The sequence below is a fragment of the Thioclava sp. UBA3469 genome, assembly GCF_002378135.1.
GTDB classification, from domain to species: domain Bacteria; phylum Pseudomonadota; class Alphaproteobacteria; order Rhodobacterales; family Rhodobacteraceae; genus Thioclava; species Thioclava sediminum.
This window is the reverse complement of sequence record NZ_DFRG01000024.1, coordinates 8,666-31,168: the sequence shown is the minus strand read 5'-3', so window position 1 is coordinate 31,168 and position 22,503 is coordinate 8,666. Positions and strand designations below refer to the sequence as shown.

General features: G+C 64.5%; 20 protein-coding genes and 1 pseudogene. 2 read left to right on the top strand and 19 right to left on the bottom strand.

Features of this window, described 5'->3' with window-relative positions:
• The 11 genes from B3D39_RS01980 to B3D39_RS01930 form a co-directional block, all read right to left on the bottom strand.
• Positions 1-956, bottom strand: a 956-nt coding sequence (locus B3D39_RS01980; protein WP_286789325.1) for a levansucrase, incomplete at its 3' end; no start/stop codon positions are given.
• 6 nt (positions 957-962) lie between these two features.
• Positions 963-1,841 carry a carbohydrate ABC transporter permease gene (locus B3D39_RS01975; protein WP_078519936.1) on the bottom strand — a complete coding sequence of 293 codons (879 nt, stop codon included), beginning with the start codon at positions 1,839-1,841 and terminating at the stop codon, positions 963-965.
• A 1-nt stretch (position 1,842) separates the two neighbouring features.
• On the bottom strand, positions 1,843-2,910 hold the full coding sequence (locus B3D39_RS01970) for a carbohydrate ABC transporter permease (protein ID WP_078545702.1): 1,068 nt from the start codon (positions 2,908-2,910) through the stop codon (positions 1,843-1,845).
• A gap of 68 nt (positions 2,911-2,978) precedes the next feature.
• Positions 2,979-4,241 (bottom strand): ABC transporter substrate-binding protein, encoded by a 1,263-nt coding sequence (locus B3D39_RS01965; RefSeq protein ID WP_274962428.1) that lies wholly within the window; start codon positions 4,239-4,241, stop codon positions 2,979-2,981.
• A 1-nt stretch (position 4,242) separates the two neighbouring features.
• Complete coding sequence (locus B3D39_RS01960) at positions 4,243-5,313, bottom strand: LacI family DNA-binding transcriptional regulator (protein WP_274962427.1); 1,071 nt, start codon at positions 5,311-5,313, stop codon at positions 4,243-4,245.
• 364 nt (positions 5,314-5,677) lie between these two features.
• Positions 5,678-6,853, bottom strand: a complete 1,176-nt coding sequence (locus B3D39_RS01955; RefSeq protein WP_274962426.1) for an iron-containing alcohol dehydrogenase — start codon at positions 6,851-6,853, stop codon at positions 5,678-5,680.
• Between the two features lie 21 nt (positions 6,854-6,874).
• Entirely contained in the window at positions 6,875-7,708 is an 834-nt protein-coding gene (locus B3D39_RS01950) for an ABC transporter permease (RefSeq protein WP_078519941.1), read from the bottom strand.
• Positions 7,701-8,573: an ABC transporter permease gene (locus B3D39_RS01945; RefSeq protein ID WP_078519942.1), complete on the bottom strand. Its 873-nt coding sequence runs from the start codon at positions 8,571-8,573 to the stop codon at positions 7,701-7,703. The genes B3D39_RS01950 and B3D39_RS01945 overlap by 8 nt, the downstream gene beginning before the upstream one ends.
• A 3-nt stretch (positions 8,574-8,576) precedes the next feature.
• Positions 8,577-9,665, bottom strand: a complete 1,089-nt coding sequence (locus B3D39_RS01940; protein ID WP_274962425.1) for an ABC transporter ATP-binding protein — start codon at positions 9,663-9,665, stop codon at positions 8,577-8,579.
• 62 nt (positions 9,666-9,727) lie between these two features.
• Positions 9,728-10,837 carry an ABC transporter substrate-binding protein gene (locus B3D39_RS01935; protein WP_158522092.1) on the bottom strand — a complete coding sequence of 370 codons (1,110 nt, stop codon included), beginning with the start codon at positions 10,835-10,837 and terminating at the stop codon, positions 9,728-9,730.
• Between the two features lie 74 nt (positions 10,838-10,911).
• Entirely contained in the window at positions 10,912-12,258 is a 1,347-nt protein-coding gene (locus tag B3D39_RS01930; protein ID WP_274962424.1) for a glutamine synthetase family protein, read from the bottom strand.
• A gap of 127 nt (positions 12,259-12,385) precedes the next feature.
• On the opposite strand from B3D39_RS01930, the gene B3D39_RS01925 reads away from it, so the two are divergent.
• Positions 12,386-13,201: a helix-turn-helix transcriptional regulator gene (locus B3D39_RS01925; protein ID WP_274962423.1), complete on the top strand. Its 816-nt coding sequence runs from the start codon at positions 12,386-12,388 to the stop codon at positions 13,199-13,201.
• 32 nt (positions 13,202-13,233) lie between these two features.
• Here the strand turns inward: B3D39_RS01925 and B3D39_RS01920 are convergent, their stop codons facing one another.
• The 6 genes from B3D39_RS01920 to B3D39_RS01895 form a co-directional block, all read right to left on the bottom strand.
• On the bottom strand, positions 13,234-15,072 hold the full coding sequence (locus B3D39_RS01920) for an ABC transporter ATP-binding protein (RefSeq protein WP_274962422.1): 1,839 nt from the start codon (positions 15,070-15,072) through the stop codon (positions 13,234-13,236).
• Positions 15,073-15,075: 3 nt separating this feature from the next.
• Complete coding sequence (locus tag B3D39_RS01915) at positions 15,076-15,951, bottom strand: metallophosphoesterase family protein (RefSeq protein WP_274962421.1); 876 nt, start codon at positions 15,949-15,951, stop codon at positions 15,076-15,078.
• Positions 15,952-16,020: 69 nt separating this feature from the next.
• Positions 16,021-17,586, bottom strand: a complete 1,566-nt coding sequence (locus tag B3D39_RS01910; protein WP_078569694.1) for an ABC transporter substrate-binding protein — start codon at positions 17,584-17,586, stop codon at positions 16,021-16,023.
• A 63-nt stretch (positions 17,587-17,649) separates the two neighbouring features.
• The gene (locus B3D39_RS01905; RefSeq protein WP_274962420.1) at positions 17,650-18,531 is read right to left on the bottom strand and encodes an ABC transporter permease; all 882 of its coding nucleotides are present in this window, start codon (positions 18,529-18,531) and stop codon (positions 17,650-17,652) included.
• A 4-nt stretch (positions 18,532-18,535) separates the two neighbouring features.
• Positions 18,536-19,465, bottom strand: coding sequence for an ABC transporter permease (locus tag B3D39_RS01900; RefSeq protein ID WP_078539987.1), 930 nt, complete (start codon positions 19,463-19,465; stop codon positions 18,536-18,538).
• A complete protein-coding gene (locus tag B3D39_RS01895) occupies positions 19,459-20,220 on the bottom strand; it encodes an HAD-IIA family hydrolase (protein WP_078599680.1) in 762 nt (253 codons plus the stop codon). Before B3D39_RS01895 ends, B3D39_RS01900 begins: the two co-directional genes overlap by 7 nt.
• 143 nt (positions 20,221-20,363) lie before the next feature.
• Here B3D39_RS01895 and B3D39_RS01890 point away from each other — a divergent pair, with 143 nt between their 5' ends.
• Positions 20,364-21,296 (top strand): LysR family transcriptional regulator, encoded by a 933-nt coding sequence (locus B3D39_RS01890; protein WP_349678079.1) that lies wholly within the window; start codon positions 20,364-20,366, stop codon positions 21,294-21,296.
• A gap of 26 nt (positions 21,297-21,322) precedes the next feature.
• Here B3D39_RS01890 and B3D39_RS01885 read toward each other — a convergent pair whose 3' ends face one another.
• Both B3D39_RS01885 and B3D39_RS01880 read right to left on the bottom strand, forming a co-directional pair.
• Positions 21,323-22,288, bottom strand: a complete 966-nt coding sequence (locus tag B3D39_RS01885; protein WP_274963667.1) for an FAD:protein FMN transferase — start codon at positions 22,286-22,288, stop codon at positions 21,323-21,325.
• Positions 22,269-22,503: pseudogene (locus tag B3D39_RS01880) on the bottom strand (N-acetylglucosamine transferase); the annotation flags it as partial. The gene B3D39_RS01885 and the pseudogene B3D39_RS01880, both read right to left, overlap by 20 nt.

Here is a 22,503-nt window from a genome sequence, read left to right as displayed (position 1 = left end):
AGATAACCCTCCGCATCCACGAGAACGGGCTCCGGATCACGGATCTGGCCGACGAAATGGTCGTGGCCATTGTCGTCGAACCCCATGATCACCAGTCCCTCGGCGGTCTTGAGGATGCGTGCGGCATAGCGCCGACACGGGTTTGCGCCATCGAGAAAGCCGGGGGCGATCCGCCACGGCCCGCGCGGGTCGTCTGCGATCAGGTAGTGGTTGCCGGTCACCGGGGTCATGCCGGTGTCCGCGATGCGCGCGCGACTCCAGTGCTCGGCGGCGGTGCAGAACAGGCAATACCAGCGCCCGTTCTCCTCGAAGACCTGCGGCACTTCGAGCTGACCGAACCCGCCGACGAAGACCGGCGGCTGCAATTCCCAGTGGATCAGGTCGGGCGAGGTGGCGAAGCCGATGGCCCCGGCCTCATTCGCCTCTTCGATGCCGGGGGCGCGGGCGGTGAAATACATCAACCAGCCGTCGCCTGCGGGATCGCGCATCACCCAGGGGTCGCGCATTGCCCGGTCGTGCCAGTGACCGACCATGTGTTCGGCCTCGTACTGCGCGGCATTGGGGCCGGTCAGATCGAGGCAGAGCCCGTCGCCCACGCGGTCCCAGCTGTGCAAGTCGCGCGAGGTCGCGTGACCGATGCGCTGATAGAGCCCGTCTTCGGACTGCCGACCGCCCGTGTAGAACAGGTGCCACAGCCCGTCATCGTCGCGCAGCACCGACCCGGTCCAGGTGACCAGATCGTCCCAGGCCGGGGCCGGCGTCGGGGCCAGCGACGTCCCCAGATGGTGCCAGCTTATCAGGTCGTCCGAGACCGCGTGGCCCTGGCTGACGTTGAAGTGGCGCAGGTCCGGATCGCCGAGCGACTTGTCGGCCTTCAGGAACCAGGCATGCCAGCGTTCGCCGTCATGGGCATACCAGCTGTCCCAGACCCATTGCTTGTCGAGTGCGAGAACCATGTCGGATTATCCTTTCACGCCGGTGGAGGCGATGGAGGCGATGAACGCCTTTTGAAGCACGAGATAGAAGGCGAGAACCGGCACCGTGATCAGCGTCAGGTAAGCCATGATCTCCCCCCATGCGGGGTTGAGTTGGAAGAAATACTGCAGGCCGACCATCACCGGGCGATACTGCTCTTGCTGGACCACGATCAGCGGCCAGAGATACTGGTTGTACATGATCAGGAATTTCAGGATCGCGGCGGTCGCGATGACAGGCCCCGAGAGCGGGATCACCACGCGGCGATAGATCTGGAACCAGCTTGCGCCCTCGACGCGGGCCGCCTCGATCAGCTCGCCGGGAAGGCCTTTGAAATACTGCACGAAGAGGAAGATCGTCAGCCCGTCCGCGATCCACGGGATGATCTGCACGCGGTAGCTGTCGAGCCAGCCCCAACTGAGCCCGTCCAGCCCCAGCCAGGGCAGTTTCGACACTTCCAGGAGAAGCGGGATCGCGATGGTCTCGAACGGGACGATGAAGGTCGCGAGAATGATCGAGAGCATCACGTCGCGCCCGCGCCATTGCAGGAAGACGAAGGAGAACCCGGCGAGGGAACAGATCACCAGCGACAGCAGCACCGTCGTCCCGGTCACGAAGATCGAGTTGAAGACGAAAAGCCCGACCGGGGCGCGCTCGAAGGCGCCGGTGTAATTGTCGAGGCTGAGCTGGCCCACCGGCAGGAAGGCGCGCAGGCTCGAGGTGTCGCGCAGCAGCTCGTCGCTGGGCTTGAAGCTGGACATCACCATGAACAGCAGCGGCAGGACGAAGATCAGCGCGATCAGGATCAGCACGAGATAGCGCACACCCAGCCGCAGATTGCGGTTATCGGAACCAATGACACTCATTTCAGCGCTCCCTCGTCAGCCAGCGTTGGATCATCGAAATCACCAGAACGATCAGGAACAGGATCACCGAGATCGCCGAGCCACCCGCGATGTTCTGCATTCCGTAGCCGCGTTGCACGGCCTGGAAGACCAGCGTCTGGGTGGAGTCGAGCGGGCCGCCCTTCGTCATGACGTCGATCTGGGCGAAGATCGCGAAGGCCTGCATAGTGATCACGATCAGCACCAGCACGGCGGTGTGGCGCAGCCCCGGCCAGGTGACATAGCGGAAGGTCTGCCATTTCGACGAGCCTTCGATCGCGGCGGCCTCGTAGAGCGTGGGCGGGATCGTCTGAAGCCCGGAGAGCCAGATCACCATGTGGAAGCCCACCGCCTGCCAGATCGACATCGTGATGATCGCGCCAAGCGCGGTATGTGGATTGCCCAGCCAGTCGACGGGCTGGAAATGCCCGAAACTCAGGAAGGACAGCATGTTGTTCAAGAGCCCGTTCTGTCCCGAATAGATGAAACGCCAGAGCAGCGAGACGACGACGATCGAGACGACGACGGGCATGAAATAGATGGTGCGGAAGATCGTGATCCCGCGCAGTTTCTGATTGATCAGCAGCGCGAGACCCAGCGCGATCGCGGCTTGGATCGGTGCGACCATCAGCACGAAGATGCAGGTGTTGAGCAGCGCTTTCCAGAACACGACGTCGCTTGCGATCACCACATGCGCCGTGTCGCCCGAGACCCAGCGGAACCATTCCTGCATGCCGTGATATTGCGGCGTGTCGGGGTTGCGCGTGATGGAGCGCAGGCGGGGAAATTCGGCCTGTCCATCGGCATCGGTGACGGTCTTGCCCGCGCTATCGGTTTTGGCCTGAAGGTCGACCACCGCGATGTTGAGCATTTCCCGGTAGTTCTCGAGGCCGACGAAACGCGTGGCATTGGGCGAGATCAGCCGCTGGTTGGTCAACGAGAAGCCGACGCCCAGAAAGAAAGGCGTGATGATGAAGGCGAGGATCAGCACGATGCCCGGCAGGGCAAAGGCCCATCCCGCCCGATTGGCGGAAGTCAGTGACGAGCGCATGGCGCGGTCTCCCGGTCTGAAGTTGGAGGTGGGGGCGCGGCAATCGCGCGCCCCCGCGGCACAGCGGCTCAGTTCTTCTTGTAGCCGTCGTTGCGCTTGATATCGGCGTTGATCTGGTCGGTGGCGGAATCGAGCGTGTCGATCACGTCAGCCCCGTCCGCGATATCCGCGGCGGCCTTCTGGAACACCTTGGAGTCGACGACGTAGCCGGGGGTCACCGGACGTTTCTCGGCTTGCGCCTCGGACAGGCCGTAGAACACCGCGAGCGGACCGCCCGTCTTGTAGTTCTTGGTCATTTGCGCGGCAGACTTGGTCGCCGGGATCAGGCCGAGCGCATCCGAGAACTCCGCCAGATACTTGTCCTGCGTCGCGAACTTGATGAACTCCGCCGCACCTTCGGGAGCCTTGGAGCTGGCCGAGATGCCGAACTGCCAGGACGCGCCGCCGATCTTGGAGCCGTTGCCGAAGTCCGGCGCGGGCAGGAACTCGACATCGTCGACCTTGTCCATCGTCTTGACCGCGTTCCAGTTGCCGTTCCACGAGAAGGCGTATTTGCCGTCAATGAAGCCGGTTTCATGGGCTGCCGGGTCCTGGCTGGTGCCGGGCGCCAGCTTTTCGGTAAACAGCGACTGCCACCAGTTGCCCCATGCGATCGCCGCATCGCCGTTGAGCACACCCTCTGCGGTGTCATAGGTCTTGCGGTTGACCAGCCCGCCGCCGAAGCTCTGCAGGAAGGGCAGGAACGCATAGGGATACCACTCGCCCTTGTCCGACATGCCCAGATCGATCGCGTAGTCGAACTTGCCGCTCTTCTTCGCGGCCTCGAGCGCGCTCATGAACTCGTCTTTGGTCCAGGGTTTGTCGAGCGTGGGCGTGCGCAGCCCCAGCTCTTTCATCGTGGACTTGCGCGCATAAAGCGCGACCGCCGCGTCCCACAGCCCGATCGAGTAGAGCTTGCCGTCATAGACGCCCTTGGTGCCGGGAAGGAAATCCTTGAAGTGATCTTCCGGGATCGGCAGCGGCTGCAGGTAGCCCGACCAGGCCCAGTTCGGCATGATCGGCCCGTCCATGTCGAGAATGTCGGGCAGGTTGCCCGCGAGGGCTGCTGCCGTCACCGAGTCATTATAGCTGTTTTGCGGGAAGCTCTGCAGAGCGACCTTGTAGTCCGACTGGCTCTTGTTGAAGTCGTCGATGATCTGGTGGACGATCTTGCTCTCCACCTTGTTGCCCGCGCCGTGATACCACATCGTCAGATCGGTGGTCGCGAAGGCAGCACTGCAGAACCCGGTGGCGGCAATGACCGCCCCGGCCGTCACATTCAATAGTTTCATGTCATCCTCCCTTGGATGTCTGGCTTTCGAGTTCGAGGTCGGTCACGGAGGAGCGCCAGAATACGCGTCCCGCCACCCGCACAGGGTCGTGCGGACGGGATGCCTCCTCCGAGATCATGGAAAGCAAAAGCTCGGCCGCCTGCCTGCCCATCTCGGCATAGGGCAGTTCGACCGTACTCAGCGGCGGGTAGAGGGTCTCTGCGATCGCGCGGTAATTGTCGAAACCGGCGATGGAGATATCCTCCGGGACACGGATGCCGCGGGTGCGCAGCAATCCGTAAAGCTGCATCGCCATCTCGTCATTGCCGCAGCAGATCACGGTTGGCGGTTCCGGCAGGGCGAGGATCCGATCGAGCGCCTCGTCGAGCCACCGGTGCAGAAATTCGGTGTTGATCGGGTAGCCTGTCGATACGAGCGCGGGGTCGTAGGCGATCCCCGCGGCCTCAAGCGCTTCGCGATACCCCTCGATGCGAAGCGGCACCGCGTCCATCGCGGGATCGAATGTCAGATAGGCAATGCGCCTGTGGCCATGCGCGGTCAGACGCTCGACGAGCCGTTTCTCACACGCCTTGTCGTCGGGCACGATCGCCGGGGTTCCGTGCACGTCGTAGCAGTTTGCGAGCACCAGCGGGCAAGCCGGTGTCGCGGTCTCGAAGGCCACCCGCTTGTGATAGTCGGCGACATAGATCAGCCCTTCGACCCGATGCTCCTGAAACGTGCGCAGGAGCGCGGGAACCTTGTCGATCTGTCCGGCCGTATCCGCGATCATCAAGGTCAGATCGCGCTCGGCGACGACCTGCTGAATGCCCTGAAGGATGAACAGATCGGGCAGCCCCTTGGGGTCGGACAGCTCGGCCGTGCGCGAAATCGCCCCCGTCACGACGCCGATCAGACCCGACCGGTTCGAGCGCATCATGCGTGCCGCGCTCGAGGGGACATATTTCAGCTCGCGAATGGCGGTTTCCACCTTCTCGCGGGTCTTTTTGCCGACCGGCGCATCCCCGTTCACGACGCGCGACACCGTTTTCGGCGAAACGCCAGCCAGCTTTGCTACATCGTAAATCGTCGACACGACGGCCCCTCCAACGCGGAAAAAACTCCGCGACCCCTAAAAGACATCGGTGTCATAATTAAAAATGTCATCGATGTCAAATTGAGTTGGGATGCGACCCTTAGGCCCTGCCCCGTCCGTCTTGGAAGTGCGATCTCCCGAACTGGAGCTCTCTGAGAGCCCTCAGCACCACCACGAAGTCCGGGTGATCGATAAGCGGTTCAATATCTTCGGAATGCATATTCCGCGCAGGTGAAGCGCAGGGCCCGCACGCGCGCGATCGTTCTCGGGCCGATTGTAGCCGGGCAGCACGACAAGGCCGACGCCGAGCGACGACAGGCCGCTCCCCGATGCCTTGAGGATCGCATGCGCCGCAGCCCGGCAGTCAGCGGGCGGCCCGCAAGATCTGCTCGACCCCTTCCGCGTCCAAGCGGATCGGATTGCCTCCGGCGCACGGATCACGCAACGCATCGGCGACCAGAGCGGGAATATCACTGTCATTCACCTTCACGCCCATTTCGCTCAGCGTCGAGGGCATGTCGATGCGCGCCTGCAACGCCTCCAACCACGCAAGAACCGCCGCGCCGGGATCGTCGCCCTCAAGGCGCAATTCATGCGCGAGGGTCGCCATCTGCTCTCTCACGGCAGGCAGGTTGAAGCGGAGCACATGGGGCATCAGCACCGCATTGAGCATCCCGTGATGCGCATCGTAGCGCGCGCCCAACGGATGCGCCAAGGCATGAACCGCGCCGAGCCCTTTTTGCAGGGCCGTGCAGGCCATCGCGGAGGCAACGATCATGTTCGAGCGCGCCTCCAGATTTTCGGGCTCCCAATAGGCCGTCGCGAGAGCCCCGTCGATCATCTTCAATGCCGTCAGGGCCAAGCCATCGGCCATCGGGTGCCAACCCGGCGCACAGAGCGCTTCCAGCGCATGCGAAAGCGCATCCATACCGGTCGCGGCCGTCAGAGTGGGCGGCAGGCCAACGGTCAGCTCAGGGTCGAGGATCACCAGTTCCGGCAGCATCTCGGGGTGGAAGATGATGACCTTGCGATGGGTCTGGGTATCGGTGATCACCGACGATCTGCCAAATTCGGAACCCGTCCCTGCCGTTGTCGGGATCGCGATGACAGGCACCATTCCCTCGGTCTGAACGCGCCGGAAGTTGTCGCCGACATCCTCGAAATCCATCAGCGGGCGCGACTGCCCCGCCATCATCGCGACCGCCTTGGCAGCATCCATCGCGGAGCCCCCGCCAAGCGCAATGACGCAATCATGGCCGCCTTTGCGCAAGACCTCCCGTCCCGCCATGACATTTTCCACGGTGGGGTTCGGCTGCACATCGCGGAAGAATCCGGGCTCCATGCCGGCAGCTTTCACGATCTCCAGCGCCTGCGTTGCGATCGAAGACGTGGCGAGACCTCTGTCGGTGATCAGCAGCGGTGCCTTTGCGCCGATCTCTGTCAAGCCTGCGGGAAGATCGGACAGGCGCCAGGCTCCGAACCAGACTTGCGTCGGGAAACTCCAGCGCGCGTGGAGGCTCGCAAAATCGAATTCACTCATGGGAAGGTCCTGTCGAAGTGATCAGCTCTCGGCAATCGCACTCAGGCGGCGACGGGCGGCGCGTTTGCGCAACCTGTCGACGGCGAAGATCAATACCAAGGCGGGGATGAAGGTCAGCGTGGCGAGGGCCGGGTAGATCGGGGACGACCCCACCGCGATCCCCGAGAAGACGAAGGTCGGCAGCGTGCGCGTCGAGCCCGAGAGGCTATAGGTGATGTAGAAATTCCCCCACGACAGCAGGAATGCGAAGATCGCGGCCGAGAAGATTCCCGGCCAGATCAGGGGAAGCGTGATCTCCCGCAGGATCTGCCAGCGGGTCGCCCCCGCATCCTCGGCAGCATAGTCGAGCGTGTTGTCGTAGCCCTGCATCTGCACCGAGATGATCACGATGCAAAACGGCGTGATGTAGATGACATGCCCGATCACCGCAGACCAAAGCCCGGGCGACATGTTCAGCCAGCCGGCCAGAACCGAGAACCACAAGAGCATCACGACGCCCAGCAGAAGCTGCGGGAACAGAAGCGGCGCGAAGGTCAGAATGCGAAAGCCCCACTGGAAGCGGAACTTGTAGCGGCTCCAGGCGAAGGCGCCCCCGATGCCAAGAAGCGTCGCGAAGACCGTCGCGAGCACCGCGAGAAGCGCCGAGTTGCCAAGCGCGGACCAGAAATCGCGATCCGCCAGCAACTCGCCATACCAGCGGGTCGAGAATTCGGGGATCGGCCAGGACAGGAAGCGGCTCTTGGTGAAGGAGAACAGAACCAGCGTGGCGATTGGAATGTAGAAGAAAATCAGCGCGGCGAACACGGAGCCATAGAGCAGGACATCCGCAATTCGCTTTTCCATGCGATCAGTCATTCGTCCCCCTCCGCGCCTGCCAGAGCGCGACCGCTCCAGCCACCGTCAAAGCCGCCGCCCCGATCACGATCAGCACGAGCGTCAGCGCCGCTCCCAGGGGCCAGTTCACGCGGGTCTCGAAACTCTGGCGGATCAGTTCCGCCGCGAGCGGAGAGGTCCCGCCCCCCATCACCTTCGGCTCGAGAAACACGCCGAGGCTGAGAACGAACACCAGAACCGCCCCCGCCCAGATGCCGGGCTTGGCAAGCGGCAAGGTCACCTCGATGAAGGCGCGCAGCCGCGAGGCGCCCGCGTCGCGTGCCGCGAGCACCAGATCTCCGTCGATCCGCGCCATGGAGAGCGCGATGGTGAAGATCGTGTAGGGCAGCAGATTGTAGACCATGCCGATCATCGTCGCGTTCGGCGTGAAGAGCACGTTCACCGCGGCTGGCGGAAATCCAATCGCCTCGAGCGTGCCGTTCAACACGCCGGAGCGGTCGAGAAACAGCACCCAACCGAAGGTCTTCAGAACAGCATCGGTGAGGAAGGCGAAGACCATCAGCAGGGTGATATGGTCGGACCAGCGCGACAGGCGATGCAGCATGCCATAGGCGATCGGGATCGCGAGGATGGTGCAGAGCACCGTGCAAACCAGCGCCATCATCAAGGTGCGCCACATGATCGTCCAGTAGTGGACCTGGCTGAACACGTCGGTCCAGACCTTCAGATCCCAGGTCCAGACAAGCCGATAGTATTGCGTGCCCTGAAAGCTAAGGAGCGCCGTCATGATCAGCGGGATCACGAAGAACAGCCCCATCAGCAGCAAGAGCGGCAAGGTCGACAGGCGCAATGCCCCGTCCCGCCAGGATTTCTGTATCTCGGCCATCGCTTACGCCTCCACGGCGAACAGGTCGCCAAGCGCGAGGCCGAGCTTCACCGGATCGCCCTGCTTCGCCGGCAAGGTGGAGGTGCCGGGGATATCCATCACGATCTCGGTTCCGGCCGCCGCGATCCGATATTGGATCGATGCGCCCCGGATGAAATACTCGTTCACCGTCCCGGTGATCGTGCAGTCGGCGCTTTCGCCCGGCGCAAGCAGGCGCAGCATTTCCGGGCGGATCATCAGCGCCGCCTCGGCCCCTCCCGCGACACCGGGCGCGACCTGATCGGCGGCCATGATCGGGTTCGCGCAGTCGAGGACGTCGCAGGCGAACCGGAACGCATCGCCCTCTCGCGTGACCTTGGCGGGCAGCAGGTTGGTATCCCCGATGAACCCGGCCACGAAGGCATTCGCGGGGCGGTAATAAATCTCGGACGGCTCGCCCAGTTGGACAATCTTCCCCGCGCGCATGACGCAGATCCGGTCGGCGAGCATCATCGCCTCTTCGAGGTCATGCGTGACATGGACGAAGCTCGTGCCGACATGGCGATGCAGGTGCTTGAGTTCAGCCTGCAGGGATTTCTTGAGCTTCGCGTCGAGCGCGCTCATCGGTTCGTCCAGCAGCAGCACCGGCGGCTGTGACACCATCGAACGCGCGAGCGCCACGCGCTGTTGCTCCCCGCCCGACAGTTCATGCGGGTATCGGTTAAGGTAGCTCTCCTTGAGATGCATCAGCTCCAGCATCCGGCGCACCGCCGCGTCGATTTCGGGCTTCGGGCGTTTGGCCAGATGCAGCGGGAAGCCGATATTCTGCGCCACGGTCTTGTGCGGGAAGAGCGCGAGCTTCTGGAACACCATCCGCGTCGGTCGGGCCGAGGCGGGGATCTCGGTCATATCCTCCCCGTCGATCACGAGACTGCCTGCCGACAGGTCCTCGAAACCGGCCAGGATTTTGAGCAACGTGGTCTTGCCGCAACCCGAAGGCCCGACGAGGGCCAGAAATTCTCCATTGGCGACTTCCAATGAGATATCGGTCAGCGCGCGATAGGTGCCGTAGTATTTATCGATTCCGGTGGCTTTGATGATGGGAGAAACCAAGGGGGACTTCCTGTCTCAGAAAGGGAGCAAGGGCGGCGAAACCGCCCTTGCAAATCGGGAGATCAACGCGCGGCGGCCAGTTCCTGAGACCAGATTTCGAGCATCTGGTCGATATTCGGCGCCACGTTGTGGAAGTGGGACTTGTCCCAGGCCTCCCACATGTAATCCATCTGCAGCACGTCCTTCTGCTCGTCGGTGAACAGAGCTTCGGCTTCCTGCGAGGGCACGAGGTTGCAGGTCGCTTCCGTCCAGGCGAGCTTCACGGCCACTTCCGGCGAGGTCAGGTCGCGCAGCAGCGCCTTGGCCTTGGCGTCGTCCACCGGGTCTTTCACGACGCCGCCCGCTTCCATCCAGATGATGCCCTGGTTCAAGCCGTCTTTCGGCTCCGGCACGATCGACATGATCTCTTTCTGACCGTCCTTGCGCAGCGCCGAGGTGCAGTAGGTGCCGCCCCCGATCAGGGTTCTGAACGAGCCGTCCATCAAACCCTTCTGCGCGACCGACAGGTCACCGACGATCGCCCGCGTGTTCTTGAAGAGCGCGCGCAGCACGAGGCGGATTTCGTTGAGCTCGGCGTCGTCGAGCTCCTTGTAGGGATCGATCCCGGCATAGAGCGCCATCGGCATGATCGGCCAGTCGCCCCAGTCGAGCACACAGATCTTGTCTTTATAGGCCGGATCGAAACAAGGCGCGTAGCTGCTCCAGTTCTCCAGCTTGTCATACTTGGTATTGACGGTCGGCCCGACCCAGCCCCAGCGCGTCGGCAGGCCCGTCGTCTTCCCGTCGAAATCCAGCGGCGCGAAGGGGGCGCGGAATTGCGGATAGAAGCTCTCGTAGACATCGGCGAACTCGGCATCGTCGAGGAATTCCCCGATATCGGCCGGTCCCATACGCTGCACCCACGGGCTGTCGGTTGCGACCACGTCAAAGTCACGCCACGCACCCGCTGCGAGCTTGGCGAAACCGCCGGGGCTGTCGGTGATGAGGTCGATCGAGATCGAAACGTCGTTCGCCTCCTCGAAGGGCTTGATGATGTCGGGGCTGTCATAGCCCTCCCAACACATGAATTTCATGGACGTGGCGGCATGTGCCTTGCGCGGCATCAACCCTGCCCCCGCGAGCCCTGCCGCGCCCATGCCTTGCAGGAACGTGCGGCGGTTGGGTGAAAACATCGGTATTCCCTTGGACTTTGTCATCTCTCTTTACTCCCGGTTGGTTGGATCAAGGCCAGCTTTCTTTTCTTGTTTCAGACGACCTCTAGGTATCTTTCGCGTTCCCAAGTGCTCACATGGCGAAGGAAAGAAGCGTATTCGTGGCGCCGCGCGCGCACGAAACTGTCGATGAACACGTCGCCGAAAATCGCCCGAGCGACTTTGCTTTCGTTCAGCCGCTCGGCGGCCATGCCAAGATCGCTCGGGAAACGGGTGTCGGGCGACGGGTCCAGAAGATACTGATCACCGGAGGCAGGCGGGCCCGGGTCGAGCTCGTTCTCGATCCCCCACAACCCGGCCCCGAGGCACATCGCCAGGGCCAGATGCGGGTTCGTATCTGCTGACGGCACACGGAACTCCACGCGGGTCGCATCGGGGCTGTCATTCATCACCCGCGCCGCGACCGTGCGGTTCTGGATCGCCCAGGAGGCCGCAGTGGGCGCCCACATCCCCGGAACCATCCGGCGATAGGCATTCACCGTCTGGCTGCACAGCGCGAGCATCTCCGGCATCAGGGCGACCAGCCCGGCGATGAAGTGCCGGGCGGTCTTGCTCAGCCCGTCCGCATCGCCGGGATCGACGAAGGCGGGGCTGTTGTCGGCCAGGTTGCGCAGCGAGACATGCAGGTGCCCGGATTGCCCCGAGAGGTTTTCATTCAGCTTCGACATGAAGCAGGCGGTGAGCCCGTGGCGCCGGAAATAGGTCTTCGCGAAGTTCTTGAACAAGGCGGCATCGTCGGCAGCCTTGACGCCGGGCGCATGGGTCAGCGGCACTTCGAGACAGCCGGGGCCAAGTTCCGTATGCAGCGCGTCGAGACCGATCCCGAGGCTCTCCATCATCGCCACGAGCCCATCGAGCAGATCGTGCTCATTCGCCAGCGTCTCGAGCGAGTAGGTCTTGTTGCCCAGCGCGTAATGCTTGGGCTCGGCAAACCCGCCTTCGCGCAGGCTCGCCGCATCTTCGTCGAGCAGGTTGAACTCGAACTCGAAAGCCGAATGGACCGAGAAGCCCATGTCTCGCGCTTTCTCGAGTTGGCGGATCAACTGATTTCGTCCCGACCGCTCTCCGAAGGGCATCGCGTAATCGGCGATGCAGATCGCCTGATCGCCCTCGAAGGGCCAGGCGCGCACCGTCTCGGGGAAAAGCTGCGCCGGAACATCGGTATAGTCGCCGCTCCCGTAGGTCTCCTCGGCGCTATCCCAATTGTAGAGCACATCGCAGAACGGGTAGCCGCCCTTGGCCAGTTTCTCCGCCTTGGCGCGCGCGACCCGTTTGACGCGGAACATCCCGTCCTGATCGAAAATCCCGATATGCACATATTGCGCGCCGATCCGATCGAGCATTTCGTGCATATCGACATGATGGGGGGTATCAGCTTGCATTCCGCAGCATTCCATTTTTTCCTGATCCGGTTCAGCTTAGAGCCTTGGCTGAGCCTACCAATACCCCCCGAGGGGTATGCCGCGTCTCCCGCAAGGGGCGCCGCGGATCGAAGCGAGACCGGGAACGATGTCAGGATGGAATGAGCGCATCGCGGATGCGATCACTGCGATGGGAACCGAAGAGTTCGCCCGAACGCTCGACCGGGCGACGGAGACGCTGTTTCCCTACAAGATTTGCATGGTCTTTGCCTATGAGGGCAACGCGACGCCGCAATCTCTCTACCACAATCTGCCGCCGGATGCGGCGCGGATCGTGATCTGGGATTACTGCACCGGTCCGTATCTGCTCGACCCGTTCTACGCCGAAACCGAACGGCGGCGCTCGGGGATGGCCGGTCTTCGACAGATGGCACCGGACAAGTTTTTCCAGTCGGAATATTACGCCAAGCATTACAGCCGCACCGGCATTCGCGACGAGATCGGCATCTTCGCCGCGATCGGGCCGGAGCGGGTCGCGGTGATCAGCTTCGCCCGGGAACGCGGCCAGCCGGTTTTCAGTGCGCGCGAGCGGGCGCGTCTCGCCGAGGTGGGACCCGTCATCGAAGCCCTGATGCGCGGCCATTGGGGCGTCACGGCAGCGCGCGAGGCGCGCGACGATGCGGCGGAGACCGCCCTGCCCCCTCTGCAGGTCCTGCTCGACCGAATTGCCGGAGGGGTGCTGACCCCGCGCGAGACCGAGGTGATTGCGATGGTGCTGCGTGGCTACTCAACGACCGCGATCGGCGCAAATCTCGAGATCAGCGACGAGACGGTGAAGGTCCATCGCAAGAACGCCTACCGGAAGCTGTCGATCTCGTCCCAGGCGCAGCTCTTCTCGCTGTTCCTGAAGGCGCTGGACGAAAGCTCTGTGGCGGGTCAGTTGCAGCAGCGTCGATCCGGGTAGTCCTCCGCCCAGCGCCGACGACTCCGAGAGCGCTAGAAAACCATACTCCCGACATCTTCGCGCTTCGCTTCGCGAACCGCCTCTGGCGCGGCGCGCGTCATCGACTGGTAGGCCATCAGTTCGACCGTGTCGCGGATGGCCACGAAATGCCCCTCCCCGACTTCGCGCAGCGCGATGCGCTCGGGGCCTGTGGCGCGCGGCAGCAGAAGCTTCGGCGTTTTCAGGTCGGCTGCGCGCTCGCGCTGGAGCGGTCTGCGCTGCGGGTCCGGATGCGGCACCGCCGACAGCAGTCGCCGGGTATAGGGATGCAGCGGGTTCTTCAGAACGGTGTCGGTCGGCCCGGTTTCGACAACCTGCCCCGCCCACATCACGGCGATGCGGTGGCTGACGCGTTCGACGACCGCGATATCGTGGGAGATGAAGAGGAAGGAGACGCCCTCCTCCCGCTGCAGCTTGGCGATCAGATCGGTGATCTGGCGCGCGACCGATACGTCGAGGGCCGAGACCGCCTCATCTGCGACGATGATCGCCGGTTTGACCGAGAGCGCGCGGCAGATGCAGAGCCGCTGACGCTGCCCGCCGGAGAACTGGTGCGGGTAACGGTCCATCGCGGCGGCTTCCAGCCCGACCCGTTCCAGAAGTTCGCCCGCCATCGTCCGCCGCTCGGTGCGCGTCATCGGGTTGCGGATATGGGCAGGCTCGGTGATCAGATCATAGACCGGAAGCCGCGGATTGAGGCTGGCATAGGGGTCTTGAAAGACCATCTGCATCTTTCCGCGCAGCGGGCGCAGCTCTTGCGCCGTCAGGCCGGTCAGGGTCTGCCCGCTCAGCCGGACCCGCCCGCCGGAGGCTGCCTCGAGCCCGAGCAAGGTCCGCGCCAGAGTGGATTTGCCGCAACCGGATTCCCCCACCAGCCCGAGCGTTTCTCCGCGCCCGAGGGTCAGCGAGACCTCGTTGACCGCATGATAGTCCAGCGCAGGCCGCCCCGGAGCAGCGCGGCGCACCGGGAAACGCACAGAGAGCCGATCGACTTCGAGGAGCGGCGCATCGGCGCTGAGCGGTCGTTTCGGAGCCCCCGCACCCAGCATTGGCGTCGCCGCCATCAGGTTGCGGGTATATTCGGCCTGCGGTGCCGCGAAGATCTGCCCGACCGGACCGGTTTCGACCTGTTCGCCGCGACACAGCACGACGACGCGGTCGGCGATCTCGGCCACCACCCCCATGTCGTGCGTGATGAACAGAACGGCCATTCCGCTTTCGTCCTGCAGCTCTTTGATCAGCGACAGGATCTCCGCTTGCGTCGTCACATCGAGCGCGGTCGTCGGTTCATCGGCGATCAGCAGATCGGGCTGGCAGGCCAGCGCCATCGCGATCATGACGCGCTGCCGCAACCCGCCCGACAGCTCGTGCGGATATTGCACCAGCCGCCGTTCGGGTTCGGGGATCTTGACCCGCGCGAACGCGGCACGGGCCGCCGCCAGCGCCGCCTTGCGGTCCAGCCCCTGATGCAGGCGCAAGACTTCTGCCACCTGTTCGCCAAGCGGCATCACCGGGTTGAGCGCGGTCATCGGCTCCTGAAAGATCATAGAGATCCGGTTGCCGCGCACCTGCTGCATCTCGCGTTCCTCGAGCGCCGTGATCTCGACCGGCGTGTCGCCGTCCAGATCGATGCGCCCACCAGTCAGGCGCCCGCCCTCGCGTTCGATCAGGCGCATCAGCGCCAGCGCGGTGGCGGATTTGCCCGAGCCGGACTCCCCCACCAGCGCGACGGTCTCTCCGCGTGCGATGTCGAAGCTGAGCCCCGACAGCGCGGTGTGGGAGCCGAAAGCGAGGCTCAGGTTCTGAACTGACAGAAGCGGTGCGCGGCTCATGGATCAACTCGCGGCTGCGGCAGCGCGGCGGACGCGTGCCTCGGGGTGGTCGGCGAAGGACGGCAGCGGGGGCGTCCAGCGGCGATGGCGGGGAGTGGTCTCGAAGGAGAAGGGATCGTCGCCCACGACCTCCCAGCGGAAGCTGTCGCCCAGTTCGATCATCCCCATCGCGCCGGCGGGCTCGCCCTCGGTGGTGAAGCTCTCGGTCAGAGATTGCTGGGTCAGATGGGTGATGCCGTCGACCGTGGTGACAGTGTTCCAATGCACGTGACCGGCAAGACAGACGACCGGCACCTTCGCGCGAGACAGAGCGGCACGGGCGCGCTCGGCCATCGGATAGGTCGAGCTGGCCGGGTTGTTCTCGAAATAGTAGTTGCCCAGCTGCGAATGACCCGAGATCGGCACATGGCTGACCACGAGCGTCGGACGATCGCTCGCCTGCATGGTGCGCGAGAGCCAGACCACATCGGGCTCGGTGAGCACGAAGCCGGAATAGTCAGGCATCCGGCGGATACGCGTATCGGCGCGCCACAGGACGATGCGCCAGCCGCCGACATCAATGACCCCGTGATCGAGCGTCTGGCCGAGAATCCCCTCGTTATCCGAGACCTCCAGATGATCGCGATCATGGTTGCCGTTGAGATGCAGGATCGGGGCCTCGACGGCGCGGAACGCCTCGGCCACTTCGGCTTCCAGACGCAGGTCGGTGTCGCGGTTCTCATCCGAGATCCGGTCCCCGAGATCGAGCACCAGATCGGCGCCGCCGTCGCGAACGTAACGGGCGAAGTCTTCCATCAGGGGCAGCGCCATGTCGCCGCGCTTCGCGGTCGAGGGCTTGCCATGGTGGATATCAGTGACGATGGCGATACGGGTGGACATGCTGAAACTTTCCAAAGAGTTGGGGGAAGGTGCCCGCCACCGCGCATAAGCGGCGACGGGCGGGGAGCGTTAGTTGGAGGCGAAGGAGATCGCCCCGGCGCGGAAGTCGAGCACATAGGGGATGTGGCCGGGCTTCGGCGCCCAGGCGATATCCTTGCGCATCGCCCAGCTCTCATAGGGGCGATAGAGCGGCAGCACCGGCGGGTCCTGCTTGATGCGATCCATCAGCTCGGCATAGGCGGCGCGACGATCCGCGACATCCTTGGAGAAGCGGAACTTGTCCCAGGTCTTGCGATAGGCTTCGTCGGTGGTGAAACGGCCTTCCGATTCCGAGGCCGCATCCGGGGCCCACATGACGCCGAACGAGCCGAAGGGGTCCGCGAAATACATCGGGTTCGACCAGTTGCGGGTCATCATGTCCTTGCTGTTGCCGGTCCATTTCTCGGCGACGTTCACCTTGCCCTTGATGCCGACCTGCGCCCACATCTCGACGATGGCCTGCGCGGCCAGAAGGCCGTTGGTGTAATAGACCGGGTCGGTGTCATAGGTGATCTCGAACCCGTCATAGCCAGCTTCCTTCAGCAGTTCGCGGGCTTTCTCGGGGTTGTATTCGAAGGTCTTCAGCTCCGGCATGTAGAGGTCGCCGAATTCCTTCATCGTGTGGGTCGAGGGAACGACGGCCTTGCCGAGCCAAAGCGCCTCGTTCAGCGCGTCGCGGTCGATCGCGAGGCTGAGCGCCTGACGGATGCGCGGATCGCGCAGCTTGGGATGGTTGGTGTTCATGATCATGACGTGGAACAGCGGCGTGACGCTGCCCGCGGCCTTGATGCTCGGGTCGGCTTCGATCAGCGACAGCTGGTCGGGCGCGACATTGGTGATCATGTCGACTTCGCCGGTCTTGAGCGCGGTGATACGCGAGGCGGTTTCCGGGATATGGATCACGGAGACCTTTTCCAGCGGCGCCTTGTCGCCCCAGAAATTGTCGAAGCGGGTATAGACCACGCGCTCGCCGGGGCTGAACTCGCTGATCGCATAGGGGCCGGTGCCGACCGGAGCCATCGAGAAGGCTTCGTAATCGCTGTCCTCGGCCACGTTCGGATCGCCGGTCAGGCCCTTGGTGTAGTCTTCGGGGATGATCATGACCTGCTGCAGGTTCACGAGCGTTTCCCAAAGCGGCTCTTCGCGCTTCACGGTGATGCGGACGGTGTAATCGTCGACCTTCTCGGCCTTCTCGAAGTTGTTCAGACGGTCCTTCGAGCGCACCATGTAGGGCGGGAAGGTGGCCTGATACATGCGGTTGAGCGAGAAGACCACGTCATCGGCGGTCATCGCTTCGCCGTTCTGGAAGGTCACGCCCTGACGGAGCTTGAACTCCATGACCTTGGGCGAAACGAGGTTCCATTCGGTCGCCAGACCGGGGCGCCATTCGCCGCCGATCTTCTCGTGATCCTTGTCGATCAGCGTGTCGAAGGTGTTGTAATAGAACTGCGAGCCGACATTCGAGTGGTCGCGGCCGGGATCGAGATATTTGGCGACGTTGGCAGCGCCGACTTTCAGTTCGCGGGCCTGAGCCCCCGTGACGCCAGCGGCAGCGATGCCGGCGGCAAGAGCGGTGGAAACGAGCAGTCTGAGCATTGGTATCTCCATTGCAGGGTTTGACGACGGGCGCTTGCGGCCTTCTGTTCTTGTTGCGGGGTGTCAGCGTGCGCGCAGGCGCACGTCGACGCTGTCGCGTAACCAGTCGCCGACCACCTGGACGGCGAAGGTTAGCAACACGATCAGCGCGGCGGGGACGATGACGATCCAGGGGGCGGTCGGCATGTAGTCGCGACCGATGCCGACCATCGAGCCAAGCGTCGCGGTGGGCGGCTGCACGCCGAGGCCGAGGAAGGACAGCGTGCTTTCAAGGAGCACGATATTCGACAGCGACAGCGTGAACTGGACCACCAGCGGCGAGACGATATTGGGCAGCAGGTGGGTGAAGGCGATGCGCCGCGGGCTGGCGCCTGCGGCGCGGGCGGCCTCGATGAACGGCAGATGCATCAGGCGGCGCACGTCGCCACGCACGATCCGGGCATATTGCTCCCAGCCGGCGAGGCCGAGGACGATGACCATCACCTGAAGCGAGCTGCCGAAGATCGCCAGCGTGAACAGCGCGATCAGCGTGAAGGGCACCGCTATCTGGGTGTCGACCGCCGAAATGATCGCGGCATCGGTGCGTCCGCCGACCACGCCTGCCAGCAGACCGAGCAGCCCGCCCACGAGAAGGCCCAGCAGCGCGCCGAGGATCGCCAGCATCAGCGTCAGGCGCAGACCGTGCAGGCTGCGCGAGAGGACATCGCGGCCCAGCTCGTCCGTGCCCAGCGGATAGGCGACCTTCGCACGATCAAAACCGATCGGCGGGCGCAGCCGCGAGAGCAGGCTCTGCGCATTGGGATCATGCGGCGCGATCAGCGGGCCGAGGAAAGCCATGAGCAAGAGGGCCAGCCCGACCGCGAAGGCGACTTTCTGGATCACGTTGGTGCCGGTCCAAAGGCGGTGTAGGGCCGAAGGCGCGGGAGTGTTGAGGGCCATGGTCATCGGATCACCCTTTGAGTTGATGGCGCAGGCGCGGATCGGCCCAGGCATAGGCAAGGTCGATGGCGGCGTTGATGAGGATGACGGCGATGGCGACGGTGATGACCCCGAACTGGAGCACCGGGTAGTCGCGCCGGATCGCCGAGGAGACGAGCAGGTCGCCGATGCCGGGCCAGGCGAAGATCGATTCCACCACCACCGAGCCGGAGGCGGCGAGCCCCGCGATCTGAAGACCGATCACCGACAGGAGCGTGATCGAGGCGTTGCGCAATCCGTGGCGCAGGATCACCGCGCGCTCGGGCAGGCCCTTGGCGCGGGCGGTGCGCATGAAGTCCTGCCCCAGCACATCGAGCATGGCGTTGCGGGTAAAGCGCGTGAGCGCGGCGATCAGCACGCCCGACATCGCCAGCGTCGGCATGATGAAATGCAGCGGCGTTCCGTTGCCCACCACCGGCAGCCAGTTCAGCCAGTAGGCGAAGACCAAGACCATCACCACGGCGAGGATGAAGTTGGGCACTGCATAGCCGAGGAAGGCCACGACCATCGCCGCGCTGCCCAGCCAGTGCTTGCGCCAGATCGCGGCGATCATGCCCAGCGGGAGCGACACGACGAGCGTGAGCCCGATCGCCGACAGGAGGAGCTGCGCCGAGGGCCACAACCGCTCCGCCACGATCTGGATGACCGGTCGGCGCTCGATGAAGGACAGCCCGAAATTCCCGTCGAGGAAGGCGCGCAGGAAAGCGAAGTACTGGTCCCAGAGCGACCGGTCGAGCTCGTAATAGCGGATCAGGATCTCGCGGTCTTCTTGGGTCATGCCCTCGCCCGCGAGGAAATCGATGGCGTTTCCCGACAGGCGTGTGGCGAAGAACACAAGCGTGACGATGACGAAGAAGGTCAGCGCCATCCGGACGAGGGTGCGCAGGGTGTAGCTCAGCATGTCACGATCTCCTGTGCGAGGGTCACGCCACCCGGCCGGGCGAGCAAGACGAACTCGACCCCGGCGGCGGCGGCCGCGCGGCCATCCGTTTCGGGCGTGTCGCCAAGGAAAACCGCCGCGCCCGGCGCGACCCCGGCGCGGGACAGCGCGGCGTGAACCAGATCGGGGGCGGGCTTGGCGAGGCTCGATGCGGTGGCGGCGGGCACGGCGGCGCGTGCCGCGGCCCAAAGTGCGCCGGTCTCGGGTCGGGGCGTGCCGTCGGGGCCGGGATGGAACGTGTCGGGATTGCTCAGCAGCACGGGCAGGCCCCGCGCGGCCATCGCGGTGAGTTCCGTCAGGTCGGCGAAGCTGAAACCGGTGTCGCGCGCCAGAAGGACCAGCTCGGGCTGCGCCCGGTCGGGCACAAGTCCCAGCTTGCGCGCCAGCGTGACAAGCGGCGGCGCGGCGAAAAGTGCGACCCGCGCGCCGGGGCGACGGCGCTGCAGATTGCGGAGCGTTTCCTCCCCCGCCAGCACCATGCGCTCGGCAGCTACCGCGAGCCCCATCATGCCGAGCCGGGCCGAGAGGTGCTCGGCAGTGTCGGTGGAATTGTTCGAGACGACCCAAAGCCGCTCGCCGCAGCGCTCGATCAGCTCGGGCACGCCGGGCAGCACGCGGTCCCCAGCGATCAGACAGCCATCGAGATCGGCCAGAACCGCAGCACGTTCGGGGAGCGGCCCTGACAGGAACTCGGACAATCCGACAGGCTGGGTCATGGGCAAATCCTCTCCGTTCGGGGCCTCGGCCCCGTTCGCGCGATGCGCGTCTTTTCATGCGGTGATGGGGCGTCGCCCCGGACTGCTCACGGTTTGACGAGTTTCTGTGACGTGGATGTTACATCTGCAAGCTAAGCCGTCGGATGATGCAAGCTTCGGTTGGATCTTTGGCGAGCGCCCTGTCGCTTTCCCGCCTCCGCTCGGTGACTGCGGTCGCCGAGGAGGGCTCTTTTTCGGCTGCTGCGCGCCGGTTGGGGGTGTCGCACTCCGCAGTCGCGCAGCAGATTCGCGATCTCGAGACCGCCTTTGGCGTGCGGCTGTTCGACAAGCTCAACGGAACCCTCTGTGCCACGCCGCTGTGCGAGCAGCTTTGCGACATCGGCGCCCGGATGCGCGAGGCCGAACATGACGCGCTGCGCATCCTCGAACGCCGGGGCCCGACCGGCAGGCGCAGGCTGCGCGTCGGTCTGGGCAATTCGATGCCGGGCATCGCGATCGTCCACCAGCTGCTGCGCCAGCACCCCTCGCTGACGGTCTCGGTGGAAAGCGGCTCGCATCAGGACATTCTCGCGGCCCTGCTGCGGCGCGAGGTGGATGTCGCGGTGCTGCCCGATCTGCCGAACGATCGCCGATTCCGCACCGCGCGGGTGCTGTCGCAGGAGGTGGTGGGCATCGTCTCCGCCGACAGCCCGACCGGATTGCGTGACGAGGTCAGTCTGGAAGAATTGGCGCGGCTGCCGCTGATCTTCCGCTCGCAGGGGTCCTCGACCCAGAAGGTCGTCGACCGCGCCTTCCGTGCGACCGGCCTGTCCCCCGAGCCGCAGCTGATCGCCGACACCCGCGACGCCGTCTATGAGGCGGTGGCGCTGGGGATCGGCGTCGGCTTCATGTGGCGCTTCGGCACTTACCGAACCGATACGGTGCGCAGGCTGCTGATCCGCGACATCCGGTCAACGGTGGACGAGGTCGTGTTCGCCCTGAAGGACGAACGGAACGAGTTAATTGAGCTGTTCTTCAACGCCGCCAGCCAGATCGATCCGGCCGGGGCCGCTGGCGCGGAGGTCATTCGAGACTAGGTACGCCGACGCCGAAGCGACGTGGCCTAGACCGCCGCCGCGACGCTCTCGGGAAACAGATTGCCTGTCCCGAAGCTTTTCACGCACCCGTCGTCCTCGCGCATCAGGAACAGGGCGTCGAGCCCGCGTTTTCTCGCAACCTCCAATCCCTTCTCCGGGCCAAGCACCATAAGCGCGGTGGCCCAGCCGTCGGCCTCGGCGCAACTGCGCGCGACCACCGTCACGGAGGCAGGCGATGCCAGCAAGGGCGCGCCGCGCACACGATCCATCGTATGCGAGAGCCTGCGCGCGCCGAGGTCGATCCAATGACGATAATCGCCGGAGGTCGCGACGGACGCATTCTCGAGCGCGAGGATCGAATGCGGCGTGCGGCGCAGCGGATCGGGGCTCTCGACCGCGATCGTCCACGGGCTGCCATCGGGCCTGAGCCCCGTGGCCCGCATTTCGCCGTCGATCCCGACAAGACCGGCTTCGATCCCCTGCGCGGCCAGCGTCTCGGCGAGGCGATCCACGCCGTAGCCTTTCGCGATCCCGTTCAGGTCCAGCACCGCGGGGCCGCTTTTGCGCACCCGGTCATGGTCGATCTCGAGCCATTGATCTGCGGGCTGCCGCGGCACGCTCATCGCGGCGCGGATCGCCTCGGGGGACGCATCGTCGGGACCGAAGCCCCAAGCCGTGACCGCATCTCCGAGCCCGATATCGAACGCGCCGCCCGAGGCTTTGCCGATCTCGAGCCCGAGACGAAGCACTTCGGCCAAACGCCCGGGCACCTTCAACCATTCGCCTTCTGCAGCCGCGTTGAGCCGCATCAGGTCGCTGTCCGGTTTCCACGTGGACATCTGCGCATCCACCTCCGCAACCGCCGCCTGAAGCGCGGCTTGGATCGGCGCTGGATCGCGCTCGGGCGGTGCGAAGAACAGGGCGGTCCAGCGGGTGCCCATGGTCGCGCCGTGCAGGGCGTGGCGCAGCAGATCAGAAGATGTCTTCGACATACCGTCCCTCCGTTTTCAGTTTGGTCGCACTCAGGCCCGAAGCCGCGAGGATGTCATGCAGGGCATCGGCGACACCCGCCGCCATGTCCCGCCCGCCGCACACCATGATCCGCGCGCCGCTCTGCACGAGCCGGACCAGTTCGGGAGCATCGGCGCGCATCGCATCCTGAACGTAGCGCGGTCGCTGGCCGCGCGAGACCGAGGTCACGAGCCGC